At 68.9% G+C, this 20,181-nt stretch carries 15 protein-coding genes; 5 read left to right on the forward strand and 10 right to left on the reverse strand.

Annotation, left to right across the window (positions count from 1 at the left end; genetic code table 11):
• Positions 1–272: 272 nt before the first annotated feature.
• Positions 273–1,316, reverse strand: a complete 1,044-nt coding sequence (locus OG709_RS33620; protein WP_250301583.1) for an enolase C-terminal domain-like protein — start codon at positions 1,314–1,316, stop codon at positions 273–275.
• Between the two features lie 863 nt (positions 1,317–2,179).
• Entirely contained in the window at positions 2,180–3,340 is a 1,161-nt protein-coding gene (locus OG709_RS33625; RefSeq protein WP_374211285.1) for a Gfo/Idh/MocA family protein, read from the reverse strand.
• Positions 3,341–3,957: 617 nt separating this feature from the next.
• Here OG709_RS33625 and OG709_RS33630 point away from each other — a divergent pair.
• The 3 genes from OG709_RS33630 to OG709_RS33640 all read left to right on the forward strand — a co-directional run bounded on the left by OG709_RS33630 (position 3,958) and on the right by OG709_RS33640 (position 10,302).
• On the forward strand, positions 3,958–4,737 hold the full coding sequence (locus OG709_RS33630; protein ID WP_250301581.1) for a FadR/GntR family transcriptional regulator: 780 nt from the start codon (positions 3,958–3,960) through the stop codon (positions 4,735–4,737).
• Positions 4,738–5,204: 467 nt separating this feature from the next.
• On the forward strand, positions 5,205–8,855 hold the full coding sequence (locus OG709_RS33635) for a glycoside hydrolase family 3 C-terminal domain-containing protein (RefSeq protein WP_329168854.1): 3,651 nt from the start codon (positions 5,205–5,207) through the stop codon (positions 8,853–8,855).
• 487 nt (positions 8,856–9,342) lie between these two features.
• A complete protein-coding gene (locus OG709_RS33640) occupies positions 9,343–10,302 on the forward strand; it encodes an ROK family protein (protein WP_250301767.1) in 960 nt (319 codons plus the stop codon).
• Between the two features lie 80 nt (positions 10,303–10,382).
• Here OG709_RS33640 and OG709_RS33645 read toward each other — a convergent pair whose 3' ends face one another.
• The 3 genes from OG709_RS33645 to OG709_RS33655 all read right to left on the reverse strand — a co-directional run bounded on the left by OG709_RS33645 (position 10,383) and on the right by OG709_RS33655 (position 12,398).
• Entirely contained in the window at positions 10,383–11,201 is an 819-nt protein-coding gene (locus OG709_RS33645; protein WP_250301579.1) for an SAM-dependent methyltransferase, read from the reverse strand.
• Positions 11,202–11,283: 82 nt separating this feature from the next.
• Positions 11,284–11,535 (reverse strand): DUF397 domain-containing protein, encoded by a 252-nt coding sequence (locus tag OG709_RS33650; RefSeq protein ID WP_250301578.1) that lies wholly within the window; start codon positions 11,533–11,535, stop codon positions 11,284–11,286.
• A complete protein-coding gene (locus OG709_RS33655) occupies positions 11,532–12,398 on the reverse strand; it encodes a helix-turn-helix domain-containing protein (RefSeq protein WP_250301577.1) in 867 nt (288 codons plus the stop codon). The genes OG709_RS33650 and OG709_RS33655 overlap by 4 nt, the downstream gene beginning before the upstream one ends.
• Positions 12,399–12,707: 309 nt before the next feature.
• On the opposite strand from OG709_RS33655, the gene OG709_RS33660 reads away from it, so the two are divergent.
• Both OG709_RS33660 and OG709_RS33665 read left to right on the forward strand, forming a co-directional pair.
• The gene (locus tag OG709_RS33660) at positions 12,708–13,166 is read left to right on the forward strand and encodes an ATP-binding protein (RefSeq protein ID WP_250301576.1); all 459 of its coding nucleotides are present in this window, start codon (positions 12,708–12,710) and stop codon (positions 13,164–13,166) included.
• Between the two features lie 191 nt (positions 13,167–13,357).
• Complete coding sequence (locus tag OG709_RS33665; protein WP_250301575.1) at positions 13,358–13,738, forward strand: hypothetical protein; 381 nt, start codon at positions 13,358–13,360, stop codon at positions 13,736–13,738.
• Positions 13,739–13,880: 142 nt separating this feature from the next.
• Here OG709_RS33665 and exaC read toward each other — a convergent pair whose 3' ends face one another.
• The 5 genes from exaC to OG709_RS33690 form a co-directional block, all read right to left on the reverse strand.
• On the reverse strand, positions 13,881–15,404 hold the full coding sequence (exaC, locus tag OG709_RS33670; RefSeq protein ID WP_250301574.1) for an acetaldehyde dehydrogenase ExaC: 1,524 nt from the start codon (positions 15,402–15,404) through the stop codon (positions 13,881–13,883).
• Positions 15,405–15,530: 126 nt separating this feature from the next.
• Positions 15,531–16,784 (reverse strand): GAF domain-containing protein, encoded by a 1,254-nt coding sequence (locus OG709_RS33675; protein WP_329168855.1) that lies wholly within the window; start codon positions 16,782–16,784, stop codon positions 15,531–15,533.
• A gap of 76 nt (positions 16,785–16,860) precedes the next feature.
• The gene (locus OG709_RS33680; RefSeq protein ID WP_250301572.1) at positions 16,861–17,463 is read right to left on the reverse strand and encodes an N-acetylmuramoyl-L-alanine amidase; all 603 of its coding nucleotides are present in this window, start codon (positions 17,461–17,463) and stop codon (positions 16,861–16,863) included.
• A gap of 96 nt (positions 17,464–17,559) precedes the next feature.
• A complete protein-coding gene (locus OG709_RS33685) occupies positions 17,560–18,576 on the reverse strand; it encodes an acetamidase/formamidase family protein (RefSeq protein WP_250301571.1) in 1,017 nt (338 codons plus the stop codon).
• Positions 18,573–20,054, reverse strand: coding sequence for an APC family permease (locus tag OG709_RS33690; RefSeq protein WP_329168857.1), 1,482 nt, complete (start codon positions 20,052–20,054; stop codon positions 18,573–18,575). The genes OG709_RS33685 and OG709_RS33690 overlap by 4 nt, the downstream gene beginning before the upstream one ends.
• Between the last annotated feature and the right edge of the window lie 127 nt (positions 20,055–20,181).

Consider the following 20,181-nt stretch of genomic DNA (forward strand, 5'->3'; position numbering starts at 1 on the left):
CCAGGAGCTGTGGCGTCAGGATCGCGCCGAGAGCGGCTGCGGTCCTGGGGCATCTGCACGGCGGTGGGGGAACGACTCATCGAGGTCTTCGCGGCCTCGGCCGCCCGCGCTGTCGCGGTGGACGCTTCCTTGTCCGCAGCAGAGTTCGAGACTCTGCCCGTCGAAATCCTCCGGCTGTACGCCTACAAGGGCGCTCGCCCCAGCCGGCCCAACGGCAGACCACCGGCCTGCGGCAGACCAAGGGCCGGTAACGGACCGCAGGCCGACGGTCGTTACCAGCCCGGCTGGTCGAATCCGATGCCGGGGGCTGTGGGGGCTCGGACCAGACCGTCGGCACCCACTGCGGGTTCGCGTATGACGGGGTTCGTGTAGACGAGGGACTCGTAGTAGGTGGTGTTGGGTATGGCCATGCAGAGATGGGCGTTGACGATTCCGGTGCCGTGCACTTCGGCACGCAGTTGGTAGCTGTCGGCGAGGTGGGCGATGCGGAGTGCTCCGGTGATGCCGCCCTTGTACTGTGCGCTGGTCCTGATGCGGCCCGCGGTGCCTGCGGCGATGAAGTCGCCGGCGTTCAGGTGTGCGCCGTCGGAGGTTTCTGCGACGAGGAGGGGGATGTCGACTTGTTCGGCCAGCCAGCGGTAGGAGGTGACGCTGAATTCGCGCATGGGTTCCTCGTACCAGAGGTACCCGGATTCGGAGAGGGCGTGGCCGAGGTGGATCGAGTCGGCGAGATCGAATCCGGCTGATCCGTCGTACATGAGCGGGACGTCGTCGCCGACGTGTGCGCGTAGCCTCTGGCAGAGTGCTGCATCTGCTTTCGGGTCGCCCCAGCCGTGGAGTTTGATGGCTGCGTAGCCCAGTTCCAGGCACTGGTCGGCTACGTCGAGGTACTCCTCGGTGCTGTTGAAGGTGACTGTGCTCGCGTAGGCGGGTATGGCTTCGCGGTACGGGCCGAGGAGCCGGTGGACCGGCTGTCCAGTTGCTTTGCCCGCCAGGTCCCACAGGGCTACGTCGACGAGGCCGAGCGCGTAGATCGGAAGTTCTTCGATGCGGTCGAGTTCCCACAGCCGGTGCCAGAGCAGTTCGCGCATCAGCGGGTCGCGGCCGGTCAGGTCCGCACGGATGCGACGGTTCACCAGGTCGGAGACGATCACTCCGCGCCGTGTGTGTGCTTCACCCACCAGGCCCTCGTCGGTGTGGACGCGCAGGATCCCGCCCACTACCGCAGGCTCTGAACCGGGCAGCCCGGCCCGCCACCGGAAGGGCGGCTGGGCGGGCAGGTCGACCATTTCCACGGTCACATCGGTGATTCGCATGGATGTCCTTCACGGCTGGAGGTCCGGAGTTCAGGAGAGGACGAGGCCGCTGGTCGTCACATTCCGGCCTCGGCACCATTCGTATGTTTCAGATACATGATGCGATCCGGGTTAGTGAATCACACTCAAACTCGCGATACCAGGGTCCAGTAGCTCCAGGCTCTTCCCGTCTCGGCTGAGTTGTTCGGTCGAGCCGCCCCGAGCGGCTCCGCCGCCGGTCAATGCCGTTGAACCCGCTGTCGCCGCGTCGGGGTTTCCAGGGCCTCGCGCCGTTCAGGCTCGTAAAGGCCTGGTCATGTGTCAGATCTATCGTGCGGCCGTACCTTCGCCAATGGGCAGGTATCCGGTCCGCAGCCGGTCCCGGCACCGCCGTACGCCCGCGGCCCCCAGGGCCGGTTTCCTCCGGGGCCTGCTCGACGGTCGTATCGGGCGGTACCGCGGCTCCCGGGGCGGTCAGCACTTCCGCCCCGCACCAGCGAGGAGTTCCACGTCCGCGTGATGGCCACGGGCCGTTCCAGGAAGTACAGCCACACCTGTCCCGCGACGAGAAGCAAGAGCGCGACCGCCACCAGAGGTACCGACCACTCCCACAACAGACGCAGTGGCCACGGGACATGATCCGTCTGACTGGTGGCCTGGTTGGCCGCCATGCCCAACAGCGCCCCGAGCAGCATGAGCAGGACGTCCAGGACGGGGCTTGGCCGGACGACGGTCCACGCATCCCCCACCGGAATCGGAGGCCGTCACCGTCCCGGGCCCTCCGGCTCATGCGGCGCTGTGCGGCTCAACTGGCTTCTCCAGGCGGTGCGTTCACCTGCGCATGCCGAGGCGCTCAGTCACAGACTGATTCACCGGGAGTGGGATCACTGCTGACCGTGTGCGAAGTAGGCGGCCAGGTCCGCCGGTACGGGAGCGATGTCGACGGCCTTTCCTCCGTCCCGCAGTGACATGGTGGCCGCGTAGCCGGCGGCCACCGCTTCCCGGGCCGCCACCGGTGAGGTGACGGTGCTCCCGCCCTCCCGGACGAACCGCAGGAACTCCGCTACCAGCAGCGGATCGGCACCGCCGTGGGTGCCGGTCGGAGTGTGGACGGGGACCACCAGGTCGGCTTCGGCGCGGTATTCGGAGCGGCGGTTCCACACCCGGACCTCCGCTCCCTCGGAGTCGCCGAAGTTCTCGATTCGCCCCTCGGTGCCGATCACCGTGTAGTTGCGCCAGTAGTCCGGTGTGTAGTGGCACTGCTGGTAGCTGGCGAGGACGCCGTTGTCCAGCTGCATCTGCATCATGCTCAGGTCCTCCACGTCCACCACCGGGTTCAGACCGGTCAGGCCGAGGGGCGGCCAGTTGTCCTTCGACAACCAGTCGATCATCAGCTGCCCGCCGCGGTCCTGGCGCGAGGTGATGTCGCCGTAGACGGTCAGCCCTCCCATGGCGTTCACGCGCCGGGTGTATCCACCGGCCAGCCAGTGGATGACGTCGATGTCGTGGGCCCCCTTCTGCAGGAGCAGGCCAGTGGTGTTGCGCCGGTCGGCGTGCCAGTCCTTGAAGTAGAAATCTCCGCCGTGGCCGACGAAGTGGCGGCACCAGATGGCCTTCACCTCGCCGATGGCCCCGCTGTCGATCAGCTCGCGCATGGCCACCACGACCGGCATGTGCCGCATGTTGTGGCCGATGTACAGCGGGGTCCGGTACGAGCGGGCCGCCGCGAGCAGCCGGTCGCAGCCCTCGATGCTGATCGCCATCGGCTTGTCCAGGAACACCGGAACACCGGCCGCGAGGAAGTCCAGGCCGATCTCCTCGTGCGTGTGGTCGGGCGTCAGGACGAACACGCCGTCGAGCCCGGCATCGAGCAGCTCGTGGTGGTCCGCAGTGGTCCGCACCTGTTCGCCGAAGCGATTCCCGGCCTGTGCGAGCATCCGTGGATCGCGGTCGCAGGCCGCGGCCACCACGCTTCCTGAGCCCGGCCGATGGGCCAGCTCGACCAGATCGCTGCGCATGCCCAGTCCGATGGCGCCGAGCTTCATGTCGTCCAACGTGCTCCCCTTTCAAGGGATTTCGACAAGTTATGGTTTGCTGTTGTGAGGGCGACGCCCTGGAGGGAATGCCGTGGTGCGGCACGAGGGCCGGCTCCGATGCGGAGGCCACCGGCGCCCCGGCGGAACCAGTGGCCGGTGATGGGTTCGTCCTGCAGGCCGGCCGGGCCGTCGCAGAGGGGCAGCGGGGGAGGGCCCTGGGGGGAACGGTGGGATACGGATGTCCGCAGTTCCCCCCCCGGGGGGTGATGAAGGCTGATGTCCTTTTGGCGAGGCGGCGTGGATGAGACGGCGGACCGACCGCCGCCGTCCGCTGGACTCCCGGCGCCGGCGCGGTGACATCGGGGGTTCTACTCGCGTCGACGATGTGCTGCGGAGAATCGAGAGTGGTCGCCCAGGAGCGGTATAACGGCCGGGTAGGGATGGAACGACGTGGAGGAGACGGCGCGACCGGACGCAGGAAAGTCTGGGGTCATCGGATTCTGGCGTCAAGGGTTTGAATATGATTCACTGAGCCAGTGTTGCATGATGTATCTGAAACATTTGGCCGGCGTCGAGACCAAGGTCTGCCGGACCGGCGGCCTCAAGAGGGAAGCGAGGCAAAGCCGTTGACCCACTCAGAGAAGGCCACCGCGCCGGCCCCTGTGCCTGCGGGCGCGGGAGGCGGCTACCGTCCCGGGTACGAGGTTGCAGCTGAGCGTGTCCTTGAGTTCATCGTCCGGGAGGGGTTGCAGCCGGGTGACCGGCTGCCCACGGAGAAGGATCTGGCCGATGAGGTGCAGATGAGCCGGACCGTGGTGCGGGAAGCGGTGAAGATCCTTTCGGCGTTGGGGCGGCTGTCCGTGCAGAAGGGGCGCGGCATCTATGTGGCCGAGCCGGAGCAGTCCTCCTGGCAGCAGTCGCTCGTCAACTTCTTGCCCGCGGATCTGCGGCAGGTGGACGAGCTCTTCGAGTTCCGCCGCCATCTGGAGACCACCACCACGAACCTGGCTTCGCAGCGTGCCACTCCCGCGCAGGTCAGGGCCGTGCGCGAAGCTGCGCGCCAGTCCGTGGAGGCGGCGGGGCAGGGTGACATCGATGCTTTCACCCTTGCCGACGAGGCCTTCCATACCGGTATCGCGGCCGCTGCTGCCAATATGTTCTTCGCGTCGACGGTGGAGGCGATGCGGCGTCTGCAGCGGCAGGTCACGACCATAGGGCTGGCCGGCATCGCGGGAGGATCCCTGCGGGTGGCCGCCGAACAGCACGAGGCCATCGCCGAGGCCATCGCTTCCGGAGAGACCAGCCGCGCCGAAGCGCTGATGGCCGAGCACATCGACATGACCGCCCAGCAGTTCCAGCAGGAGATCTGGCGCCGCGTCGTACCCGGCGACGAGCCCAAGCCCTGAACCGGCGGACATCCGACCGTAGGACCGGGCGTCCGGAACACCGGCACTGCTGATTCCTGCCGCGATGCTGTGACCGCAGATGTTCCCCGCAGTGCCGGTCCGTGCGGCCGGTTCGTCGATCACCGAGGCGGCCGACGCCACCATCGGGCCTGTCGCCACCGTCAAGCCTGCCGCCGGGGTCGAACGGCGGCAGGCGCGACGCCTGCGCCGGTCGGCATCGCCGCAACAGGCTTCTTCCGCCACTGGTCAAAATGATGGTCATTGGTGTTGTCAGGTACTTGACTATGCGTCAATTCGGACAACAAACTGCCGAACTGCGGGGCGTGAGGCCTGAGTTGTGTCGGAGTTGCACCGAATGACGTCATCGCTGGTTCAGGTCCGGCACAGGCCCTGGGCTGCCCTTCATGGCCAAGCCTGATGACACGTCCCGGACGACGCACGACGGACGACGGACGACGGAGGACAGGATGGACGAGCGGAAGCGACGCAGGCTTCGGCGGCCGAGCGTGGCCGCGGTCTGCGCGATCGCATGCGCGGTGGGGCTGAGCGCCACCTACGGCAGTCCCGCCGTGGCGCAGACCTCGCACATGGCGCCAAGTACCCCGGCCTACCTGGACACGCACTACTCGTTCCAGGAGCGTGCCGCGGACCTGGTGTCGAGAATGACGCTCCAGGAGAAGGCGCAACAGCTCAGCACGAACAGCGGGCCCGCCATCCCACGGCTGGGCGTCCAGCAGTACACGTACTGGAGCGAGGGGCAGCACGGCGTCAACAGCCTGGGTGCCGACCAGAACAACGGCGGGGTGAAGGGAGGCGTGCACTCCACCAGCTTCCCGACCAACTTCGCCGCGTCCATGTCCTGGGACAAGGACCTGATGTACCAGGAGAGCACCGCGATTTCGGATGAGGCGCGCGGCTTCCTGGACAAGTCCCTGTTCGGCACCGGGCAGAACAATCTGGGTCCCTCCGCCGACGACTACGGCGATCTGACCTACTGGGCCCCGACGGTCAACCTGGACCGCGACCCGCGGTGGGGTCGCACGGACGAGGCGTTCGGCGAGGACCCGTACCTCGTCGGCCAGATGGCCGGCCAGTTCATCGACGGCTACGAGGGCAACAACCAGGACGGCAGCTCGCAGACCGGCTACCTCAAGGTCGCCGCGACCGCCAAGCACTACGCGCTCAACAACGTCGAGGACGACCGCACCGGCATCAGCTCCGACGTCAACGACACCGACCTGCGCGACTACTACACCGCCCAGTTCCGCGACCTCATCGAGAACGCGCACGTGTCCGGCCTGATGACCTCGTACAACGCGATCAACGGTACCCCGTCCACCTCGGACACCTACACCACCAACGAACTCGCCCAGCGCACCTACGGTTTCAACGGCTACATCACCTCGGACTGCGGCGCGGTCGGTACCAACTGGAGGCAGTTCCCCGGTGGCCACGACTGGGCACCGCCCGGCTGGACCACCGACCACGACGCCGACAGCCCGACCTGGACCCGGACCGCCACCGGCAGGACCATGTCGGGCCAGGCGGGCGGCCAGGCGTACTCGCTGCGGGCGGGCACCGACCTCAACTGCACCGGCGACGAGGCCACTACCGCGAACATCGAGCAGGCCATCGACGCCGGCGCGCTCAGCGAGGGCGTCATCGACACCGCGTTGGTGAAGGTCTTCACCATCCGCATGGAGACCGGTGAGTTCGACCCGGCCGGGAGCGTGAAGTACACCTCGATCACCAAGGACCAGATCGAAAGCCCGGCTCACCAGCAGTTGGCGGCGAAGGTCGCCGACAACTCGCTGGTGCTGCTGAAGAACTCCGCACCGGCCGCCGCGAGCCCGTTGCTCCCGGTCGACCCGTCGAAGACGAAGAAGGTCGTCATCCTGGGCGACATGGCGAACACCACTTCCCTCGGACTGTATTCGGGCGAACCGGATCACACCACGAGCCCGGTGCAGGGCATCACCGACGAGGTGAAGGCCGCCGACCCGGGCGCCGATGTGGTCTTCGACGCCGCCGGCACCTCCTCGACCTCCACCACCGCGGCGACGCTCAGCGACCGGACGAAGGCCGACATCAAGGCCGCCGACCTGGTCGTGATATTCGCCGGTACCAACACGGGCAACGCCGACGAGGGCAAGGACCGCACCAACCTCGCCATGCCCGGCAACTACGACTCGCTGATCGACCAGACCTCCGCTCTGGGCAACAAGAAGCTGGCGCTGGTCATCCAGTCCGACGGCCCGGTGAAGATCGACGACCAGCAGGCGAAGGTCTCCTCGATCGTCTTCAGCGGCTTCAACGGCCAGGCCCAGGGCACCGCGCTCGCCGACGTGCTCTTCGGCAAGCAGAACCCGTCCGGGCGCCTCAACTTCACCTGGTACAAGGACGAGTCGCAGCTTCCGGACAAGTCCGACTACGGGCTGACCCCCGGTGAGACCGGTGGCCTCGGCCGCACCTACCAGTACTTCACCGGCACCCCCACCTACCCGTTCGGCTACGGCCTGAGCTACAGCTCCTTCTCCTACTCGCACATCGACGCCGACCACACGCAGATCACTCCGGACGGCTCGGTGAAGATCGGCGTCGACGTCAAGAACACCGGCAAGGCTGCCGGCGCGACCGTCGCGCAGCTCTACGCGGCCACGCCGTTCAAGGTCCAGGGTGTCCAGTTGCCGCAGAAGCGGCTGGCCGGCTTCGCGAAGACCGACGTACTCGAACCCGGCCGGACCCAGCACCTGAACATCACCGTCAAAGCCTCCGACCTGTCGAGCTGGGACGCCGCGAAATCACGGCAGACGGTCTACAACGGTCCCTACCAGTTCCAGGTCGGCCCGGACTCCGCGCACCCCGCGGGCACCGCGACCGTACGCATCAGCGGTCGCCTCACCCCGAAGGTGCAGACCGTCACGGTGCAGCCGGAGAGCGTCGTCCACAACGCGGGCGACACATTCAGCCTCACCGGCAAGAACCAGTGGATCAAGGACGACACCGACCACTCCAAGGAGCAGCGCGACACGTCGATCACCGCGGACAACGTCGTGGAGGCGGTCAACAACGACCAGTCCTTCGTGAACCTGAACACCACCAGGCCCACCTACAGGAGTAGTGACACCAAGGTCGCCACCGTCGACAAGAGCGGCACCGTGCACGCGGTCGCCGACGGTGTCGCCACCATCTCCGTCACGGTCAGTGGGGTGTCCGGCTCGACCCCCGTCGTGGTGCGCAACTCCCTGAAGCTCGGCGCGCCGACGGTCGCCGAGGCCGGTTCCACACTCACCGCGACCACCACCTACACCAACGGCTCGGCCGCCGCAGTGAACAACATCAGGGTTGGGCTGACGGCGCCCGACGGCTGGACCGCCACCGCCGACACCCCGGCCACCTTCCACCAGGTCGGCGCAGGAGAGGCCGTCAGCACCACCTGGTCGGTGACCGTCCCGGCCGCCGCCGACCCGGCCTCCTTCACGCTGGGCGCCACCGTCAGCACACCTGGCGGCGACCACACCGCGGATGCGGCGGTCACCGTGCCGTACGCCTCACTGACCGCCGCCTACACCAACCCTGGAATCAGCAGCGACGACAACACCGGGGCCGGCAACTTCGACGGCGGGGGCGCCAGCCTCTCCAGCCAGGCGCTACAGGCCGTCGGTTGGACTCCCGGCAAGAGCACCGCCCATGACGGGATCTCCTTCCCGTGGCCGGCCACCGCCGGTACCGGAAGGCCCGACAACGTGGTGGCCGGTGGCCAGGCGATCGAGATCACCGGCACCGGTACCAAGCTGGGTTTCGTCGGCGCGAGTGCCTTCGGCAGCGCGTCCGGCAGCGGCACCATCACCTATACCGACGGCACCACCCAGAGGTACGCGCTGACTCTCGCCGACTGGTGGTCGAAGACCGCTTCCCCGGGCAGTGACATCGCAGCCGGCCTGCCGTACCTCAACAACAGCGGCGGGCAGTCGCAGCAGCCCGTGAACATCTATGCCGCGACGGTCGACCTGCTGCCCGGCAAGACCGTGCAGGCCGTCACCCTGCCGAACGTCAGCAGCAGCGCGACCGACAAGGTACTCGCCATGCACCTCTTCTCCGTGGCCGTCGGCGGCTGACCCCTGTCGCTGGAAGGGGCCGGCAGCCGCAGCAGACGTAGGTCAGGCACCGTGGGGTGCACGGTGCCTGGTTGTCCCACCAGGATCAGGGGAGCAGGTACTGCCTCCTGCCGGGCTGTGCCGCCGCCGACGGCAGCACGGCGAACGGCGGCGGCCGACGAACTCTCTGCCTGAGCTTCACGGACAAGGTTCTTGACGGCGGGAACACCGAGAAGGCAGCCTGCGGCTGACCATTCGCAACACCCCGGGGGCCACGATCGAAACGCCAGTCAACCTGCGTGAGGTAGGACGGCTGCGGGTCCTCGAGGCCCTGCACTCCACCACGCACAGCAGCCGTCCCGAGCTGCTCCGGGCCACCGGGCTGTCCCGGGCTACCGTCTCCTCTCTGATCGCCGACCTGATCTCCGTCGGTCTGGTCATCGAGGACGAGGGACCGGAGGGCCCGGAACCGCGCCGCACCGGCAGACCCGCACAGTCCCTGTCGTTGGTGCCGACCGCGGGCTATGCGATCGGCGCGGACATCGGTCACCAACACGTCCGGGTGATCCTTTGCGACCTGTTCGGGTCGGTCCAGTGGGAGCACTGCGTGGCCAAGGAAGTGGACCGGGCGCCCGAGGAGACCCTCGACCTGGTCGCCGCACTGGTCGCGCGCGCCCTCCAGGAGAGCGGGATCGAGCGCTCCCGGGTGCTGGGGGCAGGGGTCGGTATCGCCTCGCCGGTGGAGAAGGACAGCGGCGCCCTCGGTGCCGAGGGCATCATGTCCGGCTGGGTCGGCATGCGGCTGACCGAAGAGCTCGAGCGCCGTACCGCGCTGCCGGTCCGCGTCACCAACGACGCCAACGCCGGCGCCCTCGCCGAGCGGATGTACGGCGCCGGCCGGCAGACCGGCGACATGGTCTACGTCCGGCTGTCGGCGGGCATCGGCGCGGGCATCGTCAGCAATGGGCGGCTGCTGCTCGGCGCCCGCGGACTCGCGGGCGAGATCGGGCACATCCCGCTCATCGCCGATGGCCTCATCTGCCGCTGCGGCAACCGCGGTTGCCTGGAGACGGTGGCCAGCCCCGTCGCCATCGCCCGCCTGCTGGCGGACAGTTGGGGCCATCCGGTCGCCGCCCGCGACCTGCCCGGACTCATCGAACAGCGCAACCCGGGCGCCCTGCGAGCCGTTCGCGACGCCGGCGACGCGGTCGGCCGCGCCCTGTCCAACCTGGTCACCCTCCTCAACCCTCGGCTCATCGTGGTCGGCGGCGACCTCGCGCGCGCGGGCAAGGACATCCTCGAACCGATGCGCGCCGGCGTGTGCAACCACACACTGCCCTCCGCCGCGGAGAGCGTCGAGATCGTCACCGGCGGTCTCGGCGACGGCGCCGAAGTCCGCGGCGCCGCCGGTCTCGTCCTCGCCGACGCCCCTCAGCTTCTGTCCGACCGTTCCTGCCGACCAGGCTGAACCGACCTTGGCCCGATGCCACTGGCCCAACGCCGCTCCTGATGGTGCTCTGCGGGGCGGATGCTTGGGGCCGGCTCCGGCTAGCGTTTGATGCCTACGCCTGCCAGCAGGCTGATCTGCGCGTCCGTGACCTCCGCCCCCTGGGTGGCGGGCCCGGCGGACCGCCAGCGGTGGCAGCAGCATATGCCGGGGGCGACCAGGTCGAGTCCCTCGAAGAAGCGACGGACGTCGCTGTGCGAACGGAACTGCACCGGAGACCCGGACTTCGTGTAGACCTCCGCGACCTTGTTCCAGGTGACGGGGTCGAAGTCGGGCGTGCAGTGGTTCATGGCGAGGGCGCTGCCCGCCGGGAGCGGGTCGAGCAGCCGGCGGACGATGGCGTACGGGTCGTGCGGGTCGGTGATGAAGTGCATGAGCGCGTTGAGGGAGAGGGCGATGGGCTGGTCGAAGTCCAGGACCCCCGCGTCCTCCACGGCGCTCATCAGCGCATCGGGGTCGGTGATGTCGGCCTCGACGTAGGCCGTGCGTCCCTGTGTCGTGCTGCGCATGAGGCGTTCGGCGTACTTGAGGACGAGCGGGTCGTTGTCCGCGTACACGATGCGGGCGTCGCGCGCGACGGACTGGGCGACCTGGTGCAGGTTGGGCTCGGTCGGGATGCCCGTACCGATGTCGAGCCACTGGCGGATGCCGTGCTCCTGCGCCAGGACCCGGGTGGCCCGGTGCATGAACGCCCGGTTCTCGCGCGCGGTCAGGTAGATGCCGGGGTGGGCCCGGGCGGCGACCAGGGCCGCCTCCTTGTCGATCTCGAAGTGGTCCTTGCCGCCGAGGAAGTAGTCGTACATCCGGGCCGAGTGTGCCTTGCTCGTGTCGAGATCGCGGCCGGCCTGACTGGTGGTCATGTTGCCCCCTTCATGTGTGTGTCGGTCGGTTCGCAGACCGGGTACGGGACCGGTGCCGCCGTTCCTTCTGCCCGCCGTCGGATCATCCGGTGGCCAAGTGATCGGCCAGGCCCTCTTTGACCCCGCGGACGAACGCCGCGATCTCCTCCGGCGTGTAGATCAGCGCCGGTCCGGCCGGGTCGGTGGACTGGCGTACGGCCACGCGGCCGTCGGCGAGTTGTTTCGCCTCGACGCACTGACCGCCGTTCGGCCCGCTCCAGGGGTGCTCCCAGCCCTGTTCCCCGAGATTGCGGGCCGGCATGCCGTTGTAGACGCCCTCGTCGGTGATCGTCATGAGTACTCCTTGCGCATGCGGTTCAAGAGCGCCTTGCTGTCCTCGGACGATGTCAGCAGCGCCATGCGGGAATGTGCCTCCAGATGGGAGACGACGTCCGCGCGCTGGTCCAGGTAGACCGAGGCGGACAGGAGTTCGCTGTAGACAATGTCGGGCAATTCGGGTTCTTCGAACCGGAAGTATGTGAACGGTGCGCACGCTCCGACATGCGCGCCCGCGGTGAAGGGCACGATGTCGAGGCTGACGTGCGCGAGATCGGAGACGTCCAGAAGTCGTTCGAGCTGCTCGCGCATGACGTGAGGGCCGTCCACCACCCGGTGCAGAACGGCTTCCTCCATGACCACCCACAACGTGGGGGCGTCCTCCCGCTCCAGCAGGCTCTGGCGGCGCAGCCGCAGCTCCACACGGCGTGCGAGCTCCTCGTCGCTGCCGTTCGGCATCCCGCCGCGTAGTACGGCGTGCGCGTAGTCGGGGGTCTGCAGAAGACCGGTGACGTACTGGGGTTCATACGTGCGGAGGATCTTGGCGCTCGTCTCCAGGCTGATGTATGCCGTGAACCAGCTGGGGACGGCATCGCGATAGGAGTGCCACCAGCCGGGCTTGTTGGCCTGCTCGGCCAGGTCGACGAACTCGTCGATCTCCTGGCGGCCCGCGCCGAAGGTCTCCAGGAGCTTCTCCGCGTAAAGAGGCTTCAGCGCGACCTCGGCCTTTTCCAGCCGGCGGACCGTCAGGGTCGTCACGCGCAGAGCCTTTGCCGCGTCCTCCAGCGAGGCACCGGCGCCTAGCCGCATTTCCTGCAGCCGACGGCCGAGGATCATGCGCAGAACTGTCGGCGCACTGGTGCTGGAACGGGCTTCGCTCACGCCCAACCTCCTGGGAAACCGTCAACAGCGCCATTGTTACAGCGATTTGATGTTGACGCCAGGCTGATAACAGTGCTGCTGAAATTATCAGGGAGTCGGTTGCAGCATGAGCTCCGTCACGCGCATAGTGGACGGGTGAGCGGTCAAGTCACAGCAATGGCACGGGATCCGGTCCGGAGAGGGCGTGTGATGTCGATGCCGGCATCAGCACCCCGCTGCCGGGTGCCTGCCCCGGCATACGCCTCTCACCGCTCGATTCGGTCCCGCATCCCCTCACCGCGCCCTCTGGAAGGCGCTGGAAGGACATTCGTGACTCTGTCCACGCCCTCGGCCCCGGCCTCGACCCCTGCCTTAGCCGGGACCGTGCCGCGCCGGGAGTACTGGTTCGGCCTGCCCGCCCTGCGTACCAGTGCGAGATCCGCCCGCGACACCGTGCGCGACCGGCTCCGTGCTTGGAAGCTGCCCGGCGACACATGTTGCGACGCGGTGCTGCTGGTCTCCGAGCTGACCACGAACGCCGTACTCCACACCGGCAGCGGTCATGTCCTGTGCGGCCTCACGCTGACCAGCGACGAGCGGCGTCTGCGCATCGAACTTCACGACGAGGGCAGCACCCCGGTCCGCCCGCCCGAGCACCACATCGGTCCCGGTGGGGAGAGCGGGCGAGGGCTGCTCATCGTCCAGCAGCTCGCGGACAGCTGGGGCTCCGCACGCTCGACACGGGCCGAAGGGAAGTTCGTCTGGGCCGAGTTGGCGACCCACCCCTGATGCGGTGGCAAACCGGACGACGCCGCACATGGCGCCGGTCCCGTCGGCGACAGCCCGGATGGAGCGTGACCAGAACCGGTCGGCCGCGCACAGGGCCGGCCGCTCCGTCCGACGACAGCGAACGTACGGCCTGCTACGTCCCCTTCGCGGGGCGGAACCTCTCCACCCCGATCCGTCTGCAGAGGGCGCCCATGACTCCCCACGGTGAAACCGCTTCTCCCGTCGTTCTGTACGTGTGCGCCGACCGCGCCCGGGGCGCGGTCGGGGGAGCCGCGCAGCGCGCGCAGGCGGAGGGTCACGCGTTCGCCCAGGAGCGCGGACTGACGATCGCCGAGGTCGTCACCGACACGTACGGTGAGCCCGATCCGGCCCGGCGCAGAGGATGGCGGCGGGTGAGACAGCTGGTACAGACGGGCCACGTCACCGCGGTACTCGTCCGCTGGCCCTGCGCCATCGCCCCGGAGTCCGCGCGCGAACTCCGGCACCGTGAGGCCGACTGGCTCCACGGCCAGGGCGTGCGCGTCCGGTACACCTGGGCGCCCTTGTCGTCACAGGGCTGCGACGTCCGGTGATGCCAAGCCCTGGCTGATGCGCGGAACCACGCCGGCACCCTGATCGAAGGCTCCGTGCGGCGATAGGGGGAGGTCACGGACGATGACGACGTGGAGAGCGCCTGCCGGGCATCTGCCCTGGTCAGGCGCCCCTCTTCTGCGTCTAGAAGAAGCCCAGCTTCTTCGGCGAGTACGACACCAGAATGTTCTTCGTCTGCTGGTAGTGGTCGAGCATCATCCGGTGGTTCTCCCGGCCGATGCCCGACTGCTTGTAGCCGCCGAACGCCGCGTGCGCCGGATACGCGTGGTAGCAGTTCGTCCAGACCCGGCCCGCCTGGATGGCACGGCCCGCCCGGTAGGCGGTGTTCATGTCCCGGGTCCAGACGCCCGCGCCGAGGCCGTACAGCGTGTCGTTCGCCGTGCTGATCGCGTCGTCGAAGTCCGAGAAGGACGTCACCGCGACGACCGGGCCGAAGATCTCCTCCTGGAAGACCCGCATCCGGTTGTCGCCCTCGAAGATCGTCGGCTGGACGTAGTAACCGCCCGCCAGCTCACCGTCGTACTCGATGCGCTGCCCGCCGGTCAGGATCTTGGCGCCTTCCTGCTGGCCGATGTCGAGGTACGAGAGGATCTTCTGCAACTGGTCGTTGGAGGCCTGCGCGCCGATCATCGTGTCCGTGTCCAGCGGGTGGCCGGGCACGATCTGCTGGGTGCGGGCGATGCCCGCCTCCAGGAACTCGCTGTAATGGCCACGCTGGATCAGCGCACGCGAAGGGCAGGTGCACACCTCGCCCTGGTTGAGCGCGAACATCGTGAAGCCTTCGAGCGCCTTGTCCCGGAAGTCGTCGTCCGCCGACCACACGTCGTCGAAGAAGATGTTCGGGGACTTGCCACCGAGTTCGAGGGTGACCGGCTTGATGTTCTCGGAGGCGTACTGCATGATCAGCCGCCCCGTGGTGGTCTCGCCGGTGAACGCGATCTTCGCGACGCGCGGGCTCGACGCCAGAGGCTTGCCCGCCTCCGAGCCGAAACCGTTGACGATGTTGACGACCCCGGCCGGCAGCAGATCGGAGACCAGGCTCATCCAGAAGTGGACGGAGGCCGGGGTCTGTTCGGCCGGCTTGAGCACCACCGCGTTGCCGGCGGCCAGCGCGGGCGCCAGCTTCCAGACGGCCATCAGGATCGGGAAGTTCCACGGGATGATCTGACCGACCACGCCCAGCGGCTCGTGGAAGTGGTATGCGACGGTGTCGTCGTCGACCTCGCTGAGCGTTCCCTCCTGGGCCCGCAGCGCCCCCGCGAAGTAACGGAAGTGGTCGACGGCGAGCGGGATGTCGGCCGCGAGGGTCTCGCGTACCGGCTTGCCGTTCTCCCAGCTCTCGGCGACCGCGAGTTCCTCCAGATGCGCCTCCATCCGGTCGGCGATCTTGTTGAGGATGTTCGCGCGGTCACCCGCCGACGTCCGGCCCCAGGCCGGGGCCGCGGCGTGGGCGGCGTCCAGGGCGCGTTCGACGTCCTCGGCGGTGCCTCGGGCGATCTCGGTGAAGGGCCGGCCGTTGACCGGGCTCGGGTTCTCGAAGTACTGGCCGCGGGCGGGCGGGACGAACTCCCCGCCGATCCAGTGGTCGTAGCGCGACTCGTACGTGACGATCGCGCCCTCGGTACCCGGCGCTGCGTAACGGGTCATCTCAGTGGCCTCCCGGATTCCGCGCCGCCCGCCGTCGGACGGCGCCCGGGGCCGACGTTAGGGAGCGCGAGGTTGCAACCTGGTTGCGGCGGCGCTCGGGAGAGCGGCCAGGCCGGGGGCACCCGGTCAGGAACGCTGCCAGGAGTCGAGCTCGTGCACCCGGGCGAGCGCGGACGAGCGCTGGGACACGGGCAGCGAGACGGCGAGGGCGCGCCAGACGGACAGGTCGTCCTCGCCCCACGGGCTGTACGCCCAGTCCGCCAGCAGCCCCGGATCGCCCCGCGCGATCAGTGCCGAACGCAGCTCGGCCGCCAGCCGCTCGCGCAGCCGGACCACCCCGGGTGCCCGGGACCCGGGTAACAACGGACCGGTGTAGGCGCTCATCGCCGAGGTGACCGCGCCGGAGGCCAGTCGGCGTGCCACACCGTCGAAGTCGGTGTCGACGGGCGCGGTCAGCCGGTAGGGGCGCGAGCGCAGCAGCTCGGGGCCGAGCACCCCGCGCAGCCGGAAGAGCTCCGCGCGCAGGGTGACCGGGGTCACCGACTCGTCCTCGTACAGCTGCACCAGCAGCTCGTCACCGGTGACGCCCTCCGGACGCCGGGCGAGGAGGGTGAGGATCTCGCTGTGCCGGCGGCTGAGCGCGGTCTTGCGGCCGTCCGCCACGAGCAGCGCCTCGTCCCGTCCCAGTACGGACACCTGTACGGAGCCCGTGGCGGGCGGCGGCGCCAGCAGCGCGAGTTGCGACTCCGCGGCCCGCGCCACCGCTCCCACGAAGGCCAGGCTGTGCGGATGGGCGAGCCGGTCGCCGCCCGTGATGTCCACCGCCCCCAGCAGCCGGCCGGTGACCGGGTCGTGGACCGGTGCCGCCGCGCAGGTCCAGGGGTGGACGGGGCGCTGGAAGTGCTCGGCGGCGAAGACCTGCACGGGACGGTCCACGGCGATCGCCGTACCGGGTGCGTTGGTCCCGGTCGCCGACTCCGCCCAGCGGGCCCCCGGGACGAAATTCATCCGGCCCGCCTGCCGCCGGGGCGTGGCGTGGCCCTCCACCCACAGCAGCCGGCCGTGGGCGTCGCACACCGCGAGCAGGTGTTCTCCGTCCATGGCGTAGGCGCCCATCAGCTCCCGGAACAGCGGCATCACGCGGGCCAGCGGATGCCCGTCCCGGTAGGCCGCGAGCCCGTCACCGGACAGCTCGACGCTCGCGGTGCCCTCCCGGCTGACGTGCGCGCGGGCGGAGCGCTGCCAGGAGTCGGCCACCACCTTCCGTACCGGGTGCTCGACCCGTCCCGCCGCCGCGAACGATTCGTACGCCCCGCGCAGCGCTCTGCGGCGGCGTGCGGGGTCGGCACCCGCTTCGAGAGCCACCCATGTGTCGGTCAACTCGGCCTCCCCGGCCCCCGGGTGCTCCGGACACGGCCCATCGTCACCCCGGCGGCGGGGCCGGGCAAGCTTCCTGTCAGGCGAGGTTGACCAGTCGGATGTAACGGACCCAGTCCCAGTGGGGTCCGGGGTCGGTGTGATCGGTCCCGGGGACCTCGACGTGCCCGATGATGTGGGTACGGTCCTTCGGAATGCCGTACCGGTCGCAGACGGAGGCGGTCAGGGCCGCCGACTTCGCGTACAGGGCGTCGGTGAAGTACGCGGGCTGGTCGACCCAGCCCTCGTGCTCGATCCCGACGCTGCGGGTGTTGTAGTCCCAGTTCCCGGCGTGCCAGGCGATGTCGTGCTCACGGACGCACTGCGCGACGTATCCGTCGGCGGAGCGCACCACGTAGTGGGCGGTGACCGCTTTCGCCGGGTCCTGGAAGATCGTCAGTGTATTGGCGAAGGTCTCCTGCGTGACATGGATGACCACCCGGTCGATGGCATAGGCCGAAGGGCGGTTGGAGGCCGTGTAGTTGGCGGTCGACGCGGGTGTCCAGTGGGCGAGGGGGTAGTCGGTGCCGTCCGTGGAACCCGCTTCGGCGTGGGTGGCGGGCAGCACCACGCCGGCCGTCACCGCGAGCGCCGCGCTCTGGAGGAGTCGTCTGCGGCTGGGACCTGATCCGTTGCGTGCCATGTGTCTCTCTCCTTGTGTGGGGGGAACGCGTTGTGTCGGGGAACGCAGAGGCCGGAGGACCGGTGCGCGCACCTGGGTTTGCGACGTCCGCGCAGGTCACGGACGGGGCAGTACGGCGGCGACCTCCCTCAGGTGCCGGTGCAGGCCGCGGTGGGGTTCGCCCGCGGGCAGCCACTCCTTGCGGATCTTGGCCACGCAGGTGTAGTTGGTGTCGCAGACATTGGCGAGCGGGGCCTCGCCCGCCTGCGAGATCAGTTGGTACGCGTCCAGTTCGGACAGTCCGTAATCACGGGACAGCCACTGCACCAGGTCCAACTGCGAGATGCGGAAGGCGTCTTCGAGGGGCCGCGCGGAGCCGGTCGAGAGGAGATGGGTGTCGGACTCCAGCCGGGGCCAGGGGGTTGCCACACCCTTGAGCAGTTCCACCACCACGACCGTGTTCATGGCGCACTCCACAGCTACCCCGCAGGTCTCGCCCTCCCCCTGACGGGCATGACCGTCGCCGAGACTGAGCAGCGCTCCCTCGACATTCACCCCGAGGTAACACGTGACGCCCGCGCGCATCTCCGGGGTGTCCATGTTCCCTCCGTGCGCGTCGGGCACCAGCGCGGACCGTACCTCCAGATTCGCGGGCGCCACGCCGACCGTGCCGTGCATCGGGTCCATCGGCAGGGCGATCTCGATGTCGCTGTCCCGCGCCCGGAAGAGGCAGGTACGCCGCTCCCTGTCGAGCTCCCACATCCATACGACCTCGGGCAGCGGCGGCTGCAAGGTGGCCGTCGTATGCGTGGAGGTCAGCGCCCCGAAGAGCGGGACGGTCGTCGACGCCGCCCAGTCACGGGCCGGTTCGACGGACACGAAGTGCACGGCCACGGTGTCACCGGGCTCCGCCCCCTCGACGTGGAAGGGGCCGGTCTGCGGATTGAGGAAGGGGAACTCGCAGACCTCGGACACCAGGTCCTTCGTGGAGCGGACCCGTCCCGCGAAGCAGTCCTCGGTGAACAGGTCGAGGACGGTGCCGGGCGCGATGCGCGCCACCGGGGCCGCCCCGCCGAACGTCCAGGCGTAGTCGCCCTCCTGGGGCCGTACCTTCAGGATGCGCGGATCGGTCATCGGTTTGCCTCTCCTGTGATCTCCTCGGGGTCCTGCGGTTCGTCCAGGTGGACCCGTCCGGTCTCCGCCAGCCGTTCCGGATGCCTGCGTGCCAGTACGGCGAGGACCACGACGCCGATCAGCATCCAGCCACCGACGACCGGACCCGCGTACGAGACGGGCGGTTTCAGCTCCGAGACGAAGTCGAAGGCGGGTATCCCGGCGGCCGTCAGCAGTGCCGGGACGAAAGCGGCGATGCCCAGCAGCGGGAAGAGCAGATGCAGCACCGGACGGAACGCCTCGCGTCTGCGCCGCAGGAAGTACCCGGCGCAGGCCAGGTTCACCACGATGTACACCCCGATGACCACCGTCACGATGACCGTGGCGAGCAGGGCGAACGCCGTCACCGGGTCGTAGGCGAGGCCGAGCCCCAGCACCGCGGCCACCGCGACGACGAACTGCACGGCGACACCGACCACCGGGGACCGGTGTCGCGGATGGACGCGGGCGAAGGGGCGCGGGAACACCCCGATGCGGCCGAGCGCGAAGGCGGTCCGGGTCGAGACGTTGGAGCACGCGTTGGCGTTGGCGATGGTCGAGTTGACCACGGCGAGGAAGAGCACCACCCAGAACAGTCCGAACGACGCGCGGGCCACCCCCTCCCAGGAGGCCGCCCCGGACACGCCGAACCCGGCGAAACGGTCCGGGCCGAAGTACACCGACATGGCGTACGTCGTCAGGACGTAGACCAGACCGATCGCCAGCGCCGCTCCGAGCACCGCCCGCCGCATGGTCCGTCGCGGGTCCCTGGCCTCCTCGGCGAGGGGCGCCGCCGCCTCGAATCCGGAGAAGGCCAGCACCGTGTAGACCGAACCGGCGAAGACGCCGCTGATCCCGGTGTATCCGCTCGCCGTGTGCGAACTGCCGAAGACCGAGAGGGTGTTGGCGTCACCGGCCTTCGCGATCAACAGCACGGCGAAGACGAGGAAGACGAGCACCTCGAAAATGCCGAGGACCGTGCCGAGGCGGGCGGACGCCCGTACGCCGAAGAAGCCCGCCAGCGCGATGATCGCGGCCCCTGCCAGTGACCACGGCCACCACAGGTCCGTCGGGAAGGACGCCCACTCCTGGTGCAGGGTGCCGGCCGTGGTGAAGCCGAGCTGGAGCAGCAGGAGGGCTGGTACCAGCGCCTCGACGGAGACGTATCCCCATCCGACCAGGAACCCGACCGCCGGGTGCAGTCCCCGCGCGGAGTAGGTCGCCACCGAGCCCGCCGCGGGTAACTCCCGTGCCAGCTCGGCGACGCAGGAGGCCGTGAACAGACAGGCGACCAGCGCGACCAGTACGGACAGCGGCAGACTCCCGCCCGCGAAAGCGGCACCCGACGGGATGGAGGCGGCGATGGCCGCGGCGGGGGCCATCGCCGTGATGCTCTGGAAGAGGACCTCACGCAGCCCGACGGCATCGCGCCGTAGCCCTGGGTTCGGTTCCCCCGGCATTCTTCGACTCCCTGTGTCCGTCGGCCGGCACGAGTCCCGCGGGCCATACCGTACGGGCAGAACCAGGCGGGGTGGAAGAGGCCAGGGCGTGTGACGAGGCGGATCCCCAGGTTGCAATGAATCCTCC

Source organism: Streptomyces sp. NBC_01267 (assembly GCF_036241575.1).
In the GTDB taxonomy this organism is placed as follows: Bacteria; Actinomycetota; Actinomycetes; order Streptomycetales; family Streptomycetaceae; genus Streptomyces.

Bases quoted from the DNA above. Each gene is read 5' to 3' on its own strand.
- OG709_RS33665 (WP_250301575.1), top strand. From the start codon at position 13,358: ATGACTCCCCACGGTGAAACCGCTTCTCCCGTCGTTCTGTACGTGTGC.
- OG709_RS33625 (WP_374211285.1), bottom strand. From the start codon at position 3,340: ATGAAGCTCGGCGCCATCGGACTGGGCATGCGCAGCGATCTGGTCGAG.
- OG709_RS33680 (WP_250301572.1), bottom strand. From the start codon at position 17,463: ATGGCACGCAACGGATCAGGTCCCAGCCGCAGACGACTCCTCCAGAGC.
- OG709_RS33690 (WP_329168857.1), bottom strand. From the start codon at position 20,054: ATGCCGGGGGAACCGAACCCAGGGCTACGGCGCGATGCCGTCGGGCTG.
- OG709_RS33685 (WP_250301571.1), bottom strand. From the start codon at position 18,576: ATGACCGATCCGCGCATCCTGAAGGTACGGCCCCAGGAGGGCGACTAC.
- OG709_RS33650 (WP_250301578.1), bottom strand. From the start codon at position 11,535: ATGACGATCACCGACGAGGGCGTCTACAACGGCATGCCGGCCCGCAAT.
- exaC (WP_250301574.1), bottom strand. From the start codon at position 15,404: ATGACCCGTTACGCAGCGCCGGGTACCGAGGGCGCGATCGTCACGTAC.
- OG709_RS33620 (WP_250301583.1), bottom strand. From the start codon at position 1,316: ATGCGAATCACCGATGTGACCGTGGAAATGGTCGACCTGCCCGCCCAG.
- OG709_RS33635 (WP_329168854.1), top strand. From the start codon at position 5,205: ATGGACGAGCGGAAGCGACGCAGGCTTCGGCGGCCGAGCGTGGCCGCG.
- OG709_RS33645 (WP_250301579.1), bottom strand. From the start codon at position 11,201: ATGACCACCAGTCAGGCCGGCCGCGATCTCGACACGAGCAAGGCACAC.